Annotated in this window: 7 protein-coding genes and 2 pseudogenes; 6 read left to right on the forward strand and 3 right to left on the reverse strand. The window is 62.7% G+C overall.

Going from position 1 to position 13,178, the window contains the following annotated elements; all coding sequences use genetic code 11:
- Nucleotides 1-125: 125 nt before the first annotated feature.
- A pseudogene (locus H7225_RS04120) lies at nucleotides 126-359 on the reverse strand (hypothetical protein); the annotation flags it as partial.
- A gap of 354 nt (nucleotides 360-713) precedes the next feature.
- On the opposite strand from H7225_RS04120, the gene H7225_RS04125 reads away from it, so the two are divergent.
- Both H7225_RS04125 and H7225_RS04130 read left to right on the forward strand, forming a co-directional pair.
- The gene (locus H7225_RS04125; RefSeq protein WP_290659519.1) at nucleotides 714-4,508 is read left to right on the forward strand and encodes an ATP-binding protein; all 3,795 of its coding nucleotides are present in this window, start codon (nucleotides 714-716) and stop codon (nucleotides 4,506-4,508) included.
- Nucleotides 4,509-4,812: 304 nt separating this feature from the next.
- A pseudogene (locus H7225_RS04130) lies at nucleotides 4,813-5,445 on the forward strand (MBL fold metallo-hydrolase).
- Here H7225_RS04130 and H7225_RS04135 read toward each other — a convergent pair.
- On the reverse strand, nucleotides 5,446-6,282 hold the full coding sequence (locus H7225_RS04135) for a M48 family metallopeptidase (RefSeq protein ID WP_290659520.1): 837 nt from the start codon (nucleotides 6,280-6,282) through the stop codon (nucleotides 5,446-5,448).
- A 19-nt stretch (nucleotides 6,283-6,301) separates the two neighbouring features.
- Nucleotides 6,302-7,819 carry an MFS transporter gene (locus H7225_RS04140; protein ID WP_290659521.1) on the reverse strand — a complete coding sequence of 506 codons (1,518 nt, stop codon included), beginning with the start codon at nucleotides 7,817-7,819 and terminating at the stop codon, nucleotides 6,302-6,304.
- A 156-nt stretch (nucleotides 7,820-7,975) separates the two neighbouring features.
- On the opposite strand from H7225_RS04140, the gene H7225_RS04145 reads away from it, so the two are divergent.
- From H7225_RS04145 to tssC, 4 genes are all read left to right on the forward strand, one after another.
- Nucleotides 7,976-9,733: a methyl-accepting chemotaxis protein gene (locus tag H7225_RS04145; protein WP_290659522.1), complete on the forward strand. Its 1,758-nt coding sequence runs from the start codon at nucleotides 7,976-7,978 to the stop codon at nucleotides 9,731-9,733.
- A 264-nt stretch (nucleotides 9,734-9,997) separates the two neighbouring features.
- Complete coding sequence (tssA, locus tag H7225_RS04150) at nucleotides 9,998-11,080, forward strand: type VI secretion system protein TssA (RefSeq protein WP_290659523.1); 1,083 nt, start codon at nucleotides 9,998-10,000, stop codon at nucleotides 11,078-11,080.
- A 56-nt stretch (nucleotides 11,081-11,136) separates the two neighbouring features.
- Complete coding sequence (gene tssB, locus H7225_RS04155) at nucleotides 11,137-11,628, forward strand: type VI secretion system contractile sheath small subunit (RefSeq protein WP_290659524.1); 492 nt, start codon at nucleotides 11,137-11,139, stop codon at nucleotides 11,626-11,628.
- A 12-nt stretch (nucleotides 11,629-11,640) separates the two neighbouring features.
- Entirely contained in the window at nucleotides 11,641-13,131 is a 1,491-nt protein-coding gene (gene tssC, locus H7225_RS04160; protein WP_290659525.1) for a type VI secretion system contractile sheath large subunit, read from the forward strand.
- The last annotated feature ends 47 nt before the right edge of the window (nucleotides 13,132-13,178 follow it).

Here is a 13,178-nt window from a genome sequence, read left to right on the forward strand (position 1 = left end):
GAACCCCGAAAGGGGCCTGAAATCACGTTGGAAACGTCCAAAGCCATGAATTCCGGCTGAATTTGACCGTCATCGCGACATTCAAGCCCACGATAGCTGCTGGGTGTGCGTGAAGCGGTCATTGATCAGCAGCTCCCTAACTCATGCCTCATCTTGGTGGGTTGACTGGCGAGATGCCAATAACAGTTGGCCTCAACTTCTGCTGGAGGGATGCAACCGTTGGGTTCAAGCAGCCGGTTATGGTTGAACCAAGCCACCCATTTCAGCGTAGCCAGCTCGACAGATTCCTTGGTTTTCCATGGTGCCCGCCGATGGATCAATTCAGCCTTGTAGCGCCCATTTGAAGACGCAGGGATCGAAGCCGAGCAGCCGGGTCGGCGCAGTTTTGATGGTTCTGCTCTGGATAGGAGTCGGCACTGTGTTCTGGATTTGGCTTGAACAGCGGTGGTCTTAGCCATCGTCAGTTGCCCGCTACAGTTTGCACTGTGCCTCCTGTTCTTCCTCCCTGAGAAGGCCTCGCGCGATACAGCGTGAAGGATTTAAATCCCCAGCCTTGCGGCCATGGCGCTTCTTCATCACGATAGGCTCGTCATCGTGCGTCGAAGGCCTTCCCCTGTTGTCTTGCCCACCGCCCTTTCCACAGTTGAGTAAACTGTGTTGTTAGGTAACCAGGTTCGCAGTGCCATGGCGCCGGACCGTACACGCGAGCGTCCATGAATCGAAATGACCAGCCAGCCTCCGATTCGGACCCCCAGGCCTTCCTGAAGGGGGGCGGCGAGATGGGAGGCCTGATCCGGTCGATGGACTGGTCAATGACCTCACTGGGGCCTGTTGTCCAATGGTCGCAGAGCTTGCGAACGACCGTCAGCATCTGCCTAGCTTCAGACCTGCCCATTTGCATCATCTGGGGTCCAGGCCTTGTCCAGCTTTACAACGACGGCTATAGGCTCATTTGCGGCGACAAGCATCCCAGGTCGATGGGGCAGAACTTTCCCGACTGCTGGAAGGAAGCGTGGCCGGTCATCGGCGAGGCGCACGACTCGGCTCTGGCTGGCAACACGGCCTTCCTAGAGACACAGCACATCTTCCTCGAACGGTACGGGTACCTGGAGGAGTGCTTCTTCACATTTTCGTTCAGTCCCATCCGGGGCGAGACCGGGCTGGTCGGCGGCCTGTTCCACCCTGTCATCGAGATGACGAGCAAGGTGATCAGCGAGCGGCGAACACGCGCGCTCCGTGACCTCGCTGCCCGCACAAGCAAAGCAAAGACTGTTGACGAAGCCCTGGCCTTGTCAGCCCAGACACTCTCTGAATACGATCTGGACCTGCCCTTCGTCCTTCTCTATGCACTGGAACCCGACGGCCACCAAGCCCGCCTGGTCGGCACAACCGGCCTGAAGCCGAATGGGGCGGCCAGCCGAAGCACGGTCGATCTGGACGTGCCGGAACAAGCTGTCTGGCCATTGAGCGAAGTTGTTCGTTCCGGGACAGCGGTGCAGGTAGACCAGGTGGGGCAGCGGGTCGGCCCGGGCTTCGTCGGCCCCTATCCCGAGCCGCCAACCGCGGCATTGGTACTGCCGATCATTCCGCCAGGAGCGACTCGTGCCGCTGCGGTCTTCATTGCCGGGGTCAGCTCTCGCTTGCCAATGAGCGAGGCCTACCGAAGCTTCTACGACCTTGTTGCTTCAGGCATCACCACCGCCGTCGCCAATGCCCGTGGTCATGAAGAGGAACGGCGGCGGAGTGAAGCGCTGGCTGAGTTGGACCGTGCCAAGACCGCCTTCTTCTCCAACGTCAGCCACGAGTTCCGCACGCCACTGACGCTGATCCTCGGCCAGGTCGAGAACTTGCTCGCGCACAGCCGCACTGACCTGACCCCGAACGCCGCAGCCCAGCTCGAAGTCGTGAATCGAAACGGGATGCGGCTGCTTCGCCTGGTCAACTCGCTGCTCGACTTTTCTCGCATTGAGGCCGGGAGGGCCCGTGCCGCATATCAACCGGTAGACCTTGCCGCTTTTACGGCCGAACTCGCCAGCGTGTTTCGTTCCGCCGTCGAGCGAGCCGGCCTGGCGCTTACAGTCGATTGCCCACCCCTGGACCAGCCGGTCTACGTGGATCGGGAGATGTGGGAGAAGGTGGTCCTGAACCTGTTGTCCAATGCTTTCAAGTTCACCTTCGAAGGTGAGATCGCCGTTACCCTCCGTCAGGTAGGCCGCGCTGCCGAATTGGTCGTGCGCGATACCGGCACGGGCATTCCGGCAGCCGAAATTCCCCGGCTGTTCGAGCGGTTCCATCGTGTTGAAAATGCCCGAGGGCGCACCCATGAGGGAAGCGGCATCGGGCTGGCCCTCGTGCAAGAACTGGTCAAGCTGCACGGCGGCGCGATCACCGCAGAGAGCGAGTTTGACAGAGGAACCACCTTTCGCGTCTCGATCCCGCTCGGCACCGAACACCTTCCTCGCGAACAACTCGGGGGTGGCGATGTCGCCGCCCAACCCAAAACGGAGGCAAGTCCGTTCGTGCAAGAGGCGTTGCGCTGGTTGCCGGAGGGCGACCCGCCCCACGCTCCAGGTGCGGAGTTGCCATCACCAGAAGATCTGCTTGCCTCTGCTTCGTTGTCCCCGCGGATCGACGCCAACCGGCCCCTCGTGCTGGTGGCCGACGACAATCTCGACATGCGCCAGTACCTCGAGCGGCTGCTAAAGGGGCAGTACCACGTTGAGGCTGTGCCAGACGGGGAGGCAGCGCTGGCAGCGGTGCGCCGCCAGCTTCCCGACCTCATTTTGACGGACGTGATGATGCCCCGGCTGGACGGTTTTGGCCTGTTGAAGGCGCTGCGTGCCGATCCCCGGACAGCAGACGTGCCGGTCATCCTTCTGTCGGCCCGTGCAGGTGAGGAAAGCCGAATCGAGGGAATGGAGGCAGGTGCCGACGACTACGTCGTTAAGCCGTTCAGCGTCCGCGAGCTGGTTGCACGCATCGATGCGCAGGTGCTCAGGCAACGACTTCGCGCCGCTGAGCGCTTGCAGGCAGATCGGCTCACCGAAGTATTCGCTCAGACTCCCGTCGGAATCGCCGTCTTGCGCGGCAACGAGCACCGGTTCGAATTCGTCAACGATGCGTACCTGCAATTGCTCGATGGACGAGCTATACAAGGCCTGCCGATTCGCGAGGCCCTGCCGGAGTTGGCGGGACAAGGAATTTACGAGTTGCTGGACAACTGCCTGGTCACCGGCGAAGTTTTTCAGGCGCGCTCCATGCGCTTAATGGTCGATGACGGATCCGGGACCCGCAAAGAACGCTTTTTCGACCTTGTCTACCAGCCAACCCTCGGACCCGACGAGCGTGCGGTGGGCGTCGTGGTCGTGGCCTATGACGTCTCTAAATTGACCGAAGCCCGTCGCGAGGCCGACCGGGCCAATCGCGCTAAAGACGAGTTTTTGGCCATGCTCGGGCATGAGTTGAGGAACCCGCTCTCGCCGATCACCACGACACTCCACGTGATGCGCATGAAGTCGCCCCAGGTGTTTCAGGTCGAGCGCGCATTGCTCGAGCGCCAGGTGGGCCATCTGGTCCGGCTTGTCGACGACCTACTGGACGTATCTCGCATCGCATCGGGCAAGATGGAGCTGCGCCTGGCCAGTATGGATCTGCGAACCGCAGTTGCAATAGGCGTTGAAACCGCAAGCCCGGCGCTTGAGCGCCAACAGCACCGGCTCCTCCTGGAACTCGACAATCAGCCACTCTGGATCATGGGCGACGCTGCACGCCTGGCTCAGGTCGTCTCCAACCTGCTGGTCAACGCTTCCAAGTTCACACCGCCAAACGGCAAGATTCAGGTCCACGTTCATCGCGCCAGCAATAACCAAGCCGTGATCAAAATCATTGACAACGGCGTCGGCATTTCAGAGGAAATGCTTTCACAGGTGTTTGATATCTTCACGCAGGAGCGCCAAAGCGTCGATCGGGCTTCCGGCGGCCTCGGCCTCGGCCTGGCGATTGTCAAGAGCTTGGTACGGTCTCACGGCGGTGAAGTCGTTGCACGAAGCCAAGGCATCGGCAAGGGCAGCACGTTCAAGATTTCGATACCTTTGATGGCAGGAGACGAGGATTCGGGCACGACGGATCATTGTTTGCCGGCACTCTTCACGAAGATGTCGGGCCGGGTCTTGGTGGTCGATGACAACCAAGATGCTGCCGAAACGTTGGCCCATGCGTTGGCCGCAAGCGGGCTGCAGATTCAAACCGCTCCGGACGGGCCAAGCGCTCTGGAACTCGCCAAGTCGTTTCAACCGGACTTTGCCATCTTGGATATCGGCCTGCCAGTGATGGATGGCTACGAGTTGGCAAAGCTCCTGAAGATTGCGCACCCTTCCTTGATCAGGATTGCCTTAACAGGCTATGGCGCAAAGAGCGATGCGGTGGAAGGGAAATGCTTTGAAGCCCGGATGCTGAAGCCTGTCGATTTGCCGGCCCTGCTTTCGCTACTTGAACTCCTCCGGAACTAGTGCCGTGTCCCGCTGATACGTGAACAAAGTCGATTCAATTTTTCGAGGATTGAATCAGCGGTGGCAGTCCATTTGAACGGCTGGCAGACCAAAGCTATGTGGCTCGTCTACTTCCAGACACGCTTGACAACCTATGCGAGAAGTTGCCCACGCTAGGTGCTGGCGAGGCTTTGCTTATCGGTGAAGCGGTTGTCATGCCCTCGTTGGTTAAAGTTGAGCCCTGCAATCCAGGCCCCGGAAGTACCGTTTTGAAACTATGTTTTGAATTTTGAGACTTTGTTATCCGCGTCCTTGTCGCCCCACCATTTTCCACCGCCTAACCATCCCAGTCACCCGATTCGCCCAGAACGCCAGCCTTGTCTGGTGCGATGAAACCAACCACGCCGCCCTGATCGACCCCGGCGGCGACATCCCCGCCCTCATGGCCCCCATCCAGGCCCTGGGCTTGAACCTCAAGGCCCTGTGGCTCACCCACGCGCACATCGACCACGCAGGCGCCACCGGCACCCTGGCGCGCGAGCACACGCTGCCCATCGAAGGCCCGCACCCTGGTGATTAGTTCTGGATCGACTCCCTGCCCCAGCAATCGCAAATGTTCGGCTTTCCACCAGCCGAGCAGTTCAGCCCCACGCGCTGGCTCACCGATGGCGACACGGTTCAGATCGGTCACTGCACCCTGCAAGTGCTGCACTGCCCCGGCCACACGCCGGGTCACGTCATCCTGTTCGAGCCCACCACGCGCCACGCCTTCGTGGGCGATGTGCTGTTCGCCGGCGGCATTGGCCGCACCGATTTCCCGCAAGGCAACCACGCCCACCTGATCCACGCCATCAAGCACAAGCTGCTGCCGCTGGGTGACGACGTCACCTTCACGCCCGGGCATGGCCTAGAGAGCACCTTGGGCGAAGAGCGCCAGTACAACCCTTACCTGGTCTGATCAACGGGCCTGATCAAAGCGCTGCGCGGGCTTCTCAGCCCGCTGGTACAGCGGCATCACCTTGGGCAAGCTGGCCTGGATGTCCTGGATGCGCGTGCTGCTGGCCGGGTGGGTGGACAAGAACTGTGGCGGCGCGCCCTTGCTGGCCTCGCCCATCTTCTTCCACAGGGTGAGGCCGGCACGCGGGTCGTAGCCCGCGCGCGCGGCCAGCTCCATGCCCACCAGGTCGCCTTCGGTTTCATCCTTGCGGCCAAAGCTCAGGCTCAGCAAGCTGCGGCCCGCGTTCAACACCATGTCACCCGTGCTGCCCAGGCCCAACAGGCTGGACAGCAAGCTGGCGCCCAAACCCGTGGCCGCTGATTTGCCCATTTGCTCGCGCGCATGTTCGCGCAGCGCGTGGGCCATCTCGTGGCCCATGATCATGGCCACCTCGTCGTCGTTCAACTTCAGCTGCTCCAAGATGCCGGTGTAGAAGGCGATCTTGCCCCCGGGCATGCAAAAAGCATTGATCTCTTTGGACTGCAGCACGTTGACTTCCCAGCGCCATTGCGCAGCGCGCTTGTTCCACTCCAGCGCGTGGGGGATCAAACGCCGGGCGATGGCGCGCACACGGATCACCTGCGGGTGGTTGTCGGGCAGCAAAGCGTTCTGGGCCTTGGCCTGGGTGGTGAGCTTCACGTACTGCTGCGCCGCCATTTGCTCCACCTGGTCCGCCGACACCAGGCGCGACAGGCCTGATTGCTTGCCCACCTCCACGCCTTCGCGCGCCTGCGCGCCAAAACTGCACGCCACCAGAGACAGCAACACGGCCGCCCTCACCATCTGAACAGACTTCATTCGTTTATCCATGTTGACATTAACGCTCGTCGGAGCGATTCAGCATACGGCGCACCGCCGGCAGCAGCAAATAGGCTGGAAACGACAGCCAGAACGTCAAGAAGAAGAACGAGGCGTAGCCCATTTGCTCTACCCCCAAACCGCCAGCCCAGCCCGCCACCGCGCGTGAGAACGCGAAGATGGACGACAGGATGGCGTATTCCGTGGTGGCCCGCGCCTTGTGGGTGATGCCCATCAAAAAGGCCAGGAACGCGCCCGTGCCCAAGCCGCCCGTGAAGCTTTCCAGGCCACTGGCCGCGTACACCACCAACTGGTATTGCGGATCGACCATGCCCGGCAGGGCGTTAGGCACATACCAGGCCGCCGCCGCGTAGCCCAGGTTGGACAGCGCCTGGGCCAGCCCCAGCACCCACAAGCCCTTGAAGATACCGGCGCGGTCCACGTACCAGCCGCCCAACAGCCCCCCGGCGATCGACAGGCCCAGGCCTACATTGACGCTGACCAGGCCGATCTGGGTAGGCGTGAAGCCCGCGTCCACCCAGAAGGGCTTGACCATGAAGCCCATGGCCGCATCCCCCAGCTTGAACAGCAAGATGAACAACAGCACCGCCAGCATGCCCGGCCGTGCCAGCAGGCTGACCCAGGCGCCAAACACGGGCCCGTCGGCCAAGGCGTGGGCTTGGGGGCCACGGGCGGCCGTCACCATCAGGCTCGCGCCCGCGAACATCAAGCCCACCGGCACGGCCCCTTTGAACCACCAGGTGCCCGACACCGCCTGCACCCACGTCCAGTCAAAGGTTTTGCCCAGCGGCGCCAGGGCCGGCCACAGCAGGCCCGCCATCACCAGGGCCAGGGCCAGCAGCCACAAGGGTTGCTGGCGCAGCACCAGCCACTCGCGCGCCGAAGCCCCTGGCGGGCGCGCGGCCCGGGGCGGTTGCTTGGGCGCCAACAGCACCGCCACGCCGTTCATCAACATCAGCACAGCGCCCAGACCATAAGCCGCCGCCCAATTGGGCTGCCCAGGCGTGCCCATCCAGCCTGCAGCCACCAACAAGCCCCCTGCCGCCAACATGCCCACGCGGTAAAAACCAATCCGCAAGCCATTGGCCACACCGTACTGCCCTTGCGCCAATTGCTCGATCGTGTAGCCGTCGGTGGCGATGTCGTTGGTGGCCGACAAAAACGTGAATACCGCCAACAGCACCCAGGGCCAGGTCTCGCCCTGTCCCAGGGCCTGCGGGTTCATGGCCAACGCGGCCAGCACGGCGGCCATGCCCAGGTTGGCCACAGACATCCACAGCCGGTGGTGCCGCCAGGCGTCCACCAGGGGCGCCCATAAAAACTTCACGGTCCAGGCCAGGCCCAGCAAGCTCAGCAGCCCGATTTCGGCCGGGCCCACCCCCGCCTGGCGCAGGTGCACCGGGAACAGATCGAAGAACAAGCCCAGCGGCAAACCCTCCGAGAAATACAGCAGGCCGACCCAAAACATCAGGCGGCGGGTGGTCGGGGGCTTGGCAACGGCGGCGGGAAAACTCATCCGGGGATTCTAGGGAGACCTGAATGCACAGAATGCAGGGCGCATCCCCCATATTTTTGGCTTTTGCCACTTCAGCTTGCGCGGCAAGATGCCGATAGCGTCAGGAGTCACCCATGAATTGCGCCTGACAAGGGCGCCCGCCCGGAGGCAGAAGTAATGAATTTTCGTACCAAAATCTGGATGTTGCCGCTCAGTGCGGGCGCCGTGTTCGTCGTCGGCGTGGCAGTGAGCTTCTTCGTGGGGGAGCAAACCTCACGCGGGCTCAAGCACCTGGAAGCCATCGACAGCCCGCACAGCGAGTACGTGCTGGCCGTGGACCGCAGCACCGACCAGCTCCGGCTGACCTTGCAAACGGCCGCCGCCGAAGGCGATCCAGACCGCATCAAGGACACCGACACCATGGTCGCCAGCGCCCAAGCTGGCCTGGCCGCCATGCAGAAGCTGAATGGCAAGGAAGCCGTGGCCAAGGAGCTGGACGCCGCCTTCAACGCCTACCAAGCCTCCGCCATTGGCGCCACACGGGCCTTGCTGACCAAGGCGCCTCCGGGCGACCTGGTCGCGCAGATGCAATCGTCGCAAACCGTGCTCAGCAAGCTGCTGAACACTCGCAAGACGCAGGCCAAAGCCGCCATCGCCGAAGCCCAGACCAATGCCAAGAACGGCGTCAACACCAGCCTGTGGGTGTCGGTCATCACCGGCGCCATCGTGCTGGGCGTGCTCGGCGTGGCCTCGGCGGCCATCGTCAAATCCGTGTGGGGCGACCTGGGCGACGAGCCCACCACCCTGCGCGACCTGGTCAGCCGCATCGCCGGAGGCGACCTGGACCTGACCATCCAGCCCAACCCTGGCGACAACACCTCGCTGCGCGCCTCGGTCGTCAACATGACCACCCGCCTGCGCGACACCATCACCCTGATCCGCAACGCCACCGATTCGATCGCCACGGCCTCGCAAGAAATCGCCAGCGGCAACCTGGATTTGTCAAACCGCACCGAGAACACCGCCTCGAACCTGGAGAAAACCGCCAGCTCGATGGGCGAATTGACCGGCACGGTGCGCCAAAGCGCCGACTCGGCCCGCCAGGCCAACCAATTGGCGTCCGGCGCGGCCACGGCCGCCGTGCGTGGCGAGCAAATCGTCTCGCAAGTGGTGTGCAACATGTCGGAGATCAGTGTGGCCAGCCGCAAAATCACCGAGATCATCACCGTGATCGATGGCATCGCCTTCCAGACCAACATCCTGGCCTTGAACGCTGCAGTGGAAGCCGCCCGCGCCGGCGAACAAGGCCGTGGCTTCGCGGTGGTGGCGGGCGAAGTGCGCTCGCTGGCCCAACGCAGCGCGCAGGCCGCCAAGGAAATCAAGACCCTGATCAACGCCTCGTCCGAGAAGGTCGATTCGGGATCCAAACTGGTGCAAGACGCCGGCAACTCGATGACCGAAATCATGACCAGCGTGAACCGCGTGTCGGACATCATTGGCGAGATCAGCGCGGCCTCGACCGAACAAAGCATCGGCATCGGCCAGGTCAACCAGGCGGTCACCGAGCTGGACCAGATGACGCAGCAAAACGCCGCGCTGGTAGAGCAGTCCGCTGCCGCAGCCGAAAGCCTGAAGGACCAGGCCGGGCGCCTGGCGCAAGCGGTGTCGGCCTTCAAGTTGGGCAGCCACCACGCCGCCAAACACCCGCTGGCTGCCTCCCCGGTGAACGCCCACGTCGAAGCCAGCACGGTGATCGCCAAGGCCCAGACCACGGCACGGCACACGCCCACCACGGCATCACGCGCCACGGCCAAGCCCACCCCCGTCAGGGCCGCGTTGCCCAAAACGGCCGCGCCGATGAGCGCACCGGTGGTCACCGCCAGCGCCAGCAAAAACGCCGCACCCCCATCTGACAGCGATTGGGAAACCTTCTAAGCGCTGCCCCTCGCTCCGCGCCCCGCTCACGCCCCGCCACCGCTTAGCCGGTGGCGGGGCGTTGTCGCCTAGGTGTTACCGCTAACAACACCCCCCTAGCTTGCATGTTGACGGCACCCGAAATATCCGAACAGAATCGCCACCCAATGGCTGGCAGCCACTGCAAAGTGATAAATCTCAACAGCTTTTGCAAAGTTGTCCCAGCAGAGCCTTCAATTAGTAGACACTCATGCTCCTCAGCAGTGAATTCAATAGGTTGACGAGATGAGTGAATCGGGAGACTTCCACCCATCCAGCACCGGCGAGCGGACCATCGTGGACGATTGGTTCGAGCCCTTGCCTGATCCTGACGCCCCTTGCGGCGCGGATCTCGAATACGACAACACTTTCCTGGAATTGGCCCAGGCCGCCACCGGCAAGCCCGAAAACCAGTTTGCCCCGGCCGAACCGCCCGACTGGCGCTTGGTGCACGACATCAGCCAATCGCTCTTCGATCGCACCCGCGACCTGCGCGCGGCCATGCACTGGGGCCGCGCGCACATTCAGCTGAACGGTTTCCGCGCGGTGCCCGACGCCTTGCGCCTGCAGCTGGGCCTGCTCGATCGCTTCTGGGCCACCCTGCACCCCCAACCCGACCCCGATGATGGCGACGTCTATGCGCGACTGAACGTGCTGGCTTTGCTGGGCGAGGTCGAAGGGATGGTGGGCGACGTGCGCAGCGCGCTGGTCATCCAGAACCGATCCATTGGCGAACTGCGCGTGCGCGACATCGAAGTGATGATGGGCAAGTACCCGCCACGCGATGGCGAAACGCCCATGACGCGCCACCAGGTTGAGCAGATGCTGGCCGCGGCCACCGCGCAAAACGCCGAGCTGCCCGGCCAGGTCACCGCCGCCCTGGCCATGCTCAAGGCCTTGAGTAGCCTCCTGAACGACCACGTTGGCATCGAACGCGCCCCCGATGTGCGCCCACTGCACAACCTGATCAGCCTGGTGAAGCAGGTCATGCCCACCGCTGGTGCGGGTGATGACGCCAGCGCCGGCGCGGATGATGCCGCCCAGGCCCCGTCCAGCGATGGCGGCTCGGCACCGCGTGCCTCGGGCAAAGGGCTGATGGGCGGGGTGGAATCGCGCGCCGACGCGCTCAAGGCCATCGACATGGTCTGCGACTACCTGGAGCGCACCGAGCCCACCAACCCGGCCCAATTGTTGCTGCGCCGTGCCCGTCGCCTGATCAACAAGAACTTCCTGCAGCTGATGCGCGAACTTGCCCCCGACGCCCTCAACGAGGTGGCCCGCATCATGGGCGTCGATCCTGAAAGCATCCAATCCGAAGACGTCGAATGATGACGCGCTTCGGACGATAACCAACCCTTCCCCACCCAGATTGACCGGAGGTGATCATGAGTAGCCAGAAATTCATTGCGCGCAACCGCGCGCCGCGCGTCCAGATTGAATACGACGTGGAGCTTTACGGCGCCCAGAAGAAGGTGCAATTGCCCTTCGTGATGGGTGTGCTGGCCGACCTGTCGGGCAAGCCCGCCGACCCGCTGGCCCCCGTGGCCGACCGCAAGTTCCTCGAAATCGACGTCGATAACTTCGACTCGCGCATGAAGTCGATGAAGCCACGCGTGGCTTTCCAGGTGCCCAACAGCCTGACCGGCGAAGGCAACATCAGTGTTGACCTGACCTTCGACAACATGGACGATTTTTCGCCTGCCGCCGTCGCCAAAAAGGTCGATGCGCTGAGCAAGCTGCTGGACGCCCGTCAACAGCTGGCCAACCTGGTCACCTACATGGACGGCAAGACCGGCGCCGAAGAACTGATCGCCAAGGTCTTGGCCGATCCCGCCCTGCTGGCCACTTTGGGCAGCGCTGAAAAGCCCGCGGAGTAACTGGAGAACCTCATGGCAGAAACCCAACTCAACTCCGCCCTGGCCAGCGCCACGCTGGAAGGCAGCGACCTCGCGTCCCTGCTGCAAAAGGAATTCAAGCCCAAGACCGACGAGGCCAAGAGCGCCGTCGAGATGGCCATCCAGACCCTGGCTCAGCAAGCCCTGTCGCAGACCAAGCTGATCGGCAACGACGTCATCAAGTCCATCGAGGCCATGATTGCCGCGATCGACAAGAAGCTGTCCGACCAGGTCAACCTGATCATGCACCACGAAGACTTCCAGAAGCTGGAAGGCGCCTGGCGCGGCCTGCACTACATGGTCAGCAACACCGAGACCGACGAGCAGCTCAAGATCCGGGTGATGAACATCTCCAAGGCGGACCTGGGCAAGACGCTCAAGCGCTTCAAAGGCACGGCCTGGGACCAAAGCCCGATCTTCAAGCGCGTCTATGAAGAAGAGTATGGCCAGTTCGGCGGCGAGCCTTTCGGCTGCATGGTCGGCGACTACCACTTCGACCACAGCCCGCCTGATGTGGAACTGCTGTCCGAGATGGCCAAGGTGTGCGCGGCTTCGCATATGCCTTTCATCTCTGGCGCTTCGCCCACCACCATGCAAATGGAATCGTGGCAAGAGTTGGCCAACCCACGCGACCTGACCAAGATCTTCTCGACGCCAGAGTACGCCGCCTGGCGCACCCTGCGCGAGTCGGACGATGCCAAGTACATCGGCCTGGCCATGCCCCGCTTCCTGTCGCGCCTGCCGTATGGTTCGCGCACCAACCCGGTCGAAGCCTTCGACTTCGAGGAAGACACCGGCGCGGCTGACCACAACAAGTACACCTGGGCCAATGCCGCTTACGCGATGGCGACCAACATCAACCGCTCCTTCAAGGAGTTCGGCTGGTGTTCGCGCATCCGTGGCATTGAATCGGGTGGTGCGGTGCAGAACCTGCCCTCGCACACCTTCCCGACCGACGACGGCGGTGTGGACATGAAGTGCCCCACCGAAATCGCCATCGCCGACCGCCGCGAAGCGGAACTGGCCAAGGCCGGCTTCATGCCCCTGGTGCACAAGAAGAACAGCGACTTCGCTGCCTTCATCGGTGCGCAATCGCTGCAAAAGCCCGCCGAGTACGACGACCCGGATGCCTCGGCCAACGCCAACCTGGCCGCCCGCCTGCCCTACCTGTTCGCCACCTGCCGCTTCGCGCACTACCTCAAGTGCATCGTGCGCGACAAGGTCGGTTCGTTCAAAGAGCGCGACGACATGCAGCGCTGGTTGCAAGACTGGATCCTGCAGTACGTCGATGGCGATCCTGCTCACTCATCCGAGTCGACCAAGGCCAGCAAGCCTTTGGCCGCCGCGGAAGTGGTCGTCGAAGAAGTCGAGGGCAACCCCGGCTACTACTCGTCCAAGTTCTTCCTGCGCCCTCACTATCAGCTCGAAGGGCTGACGGTTTCCCTGCGCCTGGTCTCGAAGCTGCCCTCCGCCAAGGCGGGCTGATCGGGCCTGAGGCCGTTTTCCAGACGTTCATTCATTCAACATCACTT

It is taken from the genome of Aquabacterium sp. (assembly GCF_014378415.1).
GTDB lineage: Bacteria > Pseudomonadota > Gammaproteobacteria > Burkholderiales > Burkholderiaceae_C > Aquabacterium.

What these genes read in the sequence shown, in the direction of transcription:
- tssC (WP_290659525.1), top strand. Translation starts at nt 11,641, where the DNA reads ATGGCAGAAACCCAACTCAACTCCGCCCTGGCCAGCGCCACGCTGGAA.
- H7225_RS04140 (WP_290659521.1), bottom strand. Translation starts at nt 7,819, where the DNA reads ATGAGTTTTCCCGCCGCCGTTGCCAAGCCCCCGACCACCCGCCGCCTG.
- H7225_RS04125 (WP_290659519.1), top strand. Translation starts at nt 714, where the DNA reads ATGAATCGAAATGACCAGCCAGCCTCCGATTCGGACCCCCAGGCCTTC.
- tssA (WP_290659523.1), top strand. Translation starts at nt 9,998, where the DNA reads ATGAGTGAATCGGGAGACTTCCACCCATCCAGCACCGGCGAGCGGACC.
- tssB (WP_290659524.1), top strand. Translation starts at nt 11,137, where the DNA reads ATGAGTAGCCAGAAATTCATTGCGCGCAACCGCGCGCCGCGCGTCCAG.
- H7225_RS04145 (WP_290659522.1), top strand. Translation starts at nt 7,976, where the DNA reads ATGAATTTTCGTACCAAAATCTGGATGTTGCCGCTCAGTGCGGGCGCC.
- H7225_RS04135 (WP_290659520.1), bottom strand. Translation starts at nt 6,282, where the DNA reads ATGAAGTCTGTTCAGATGGTGAGGGCGGCCGTGTTGCTGTCTCTGGTG.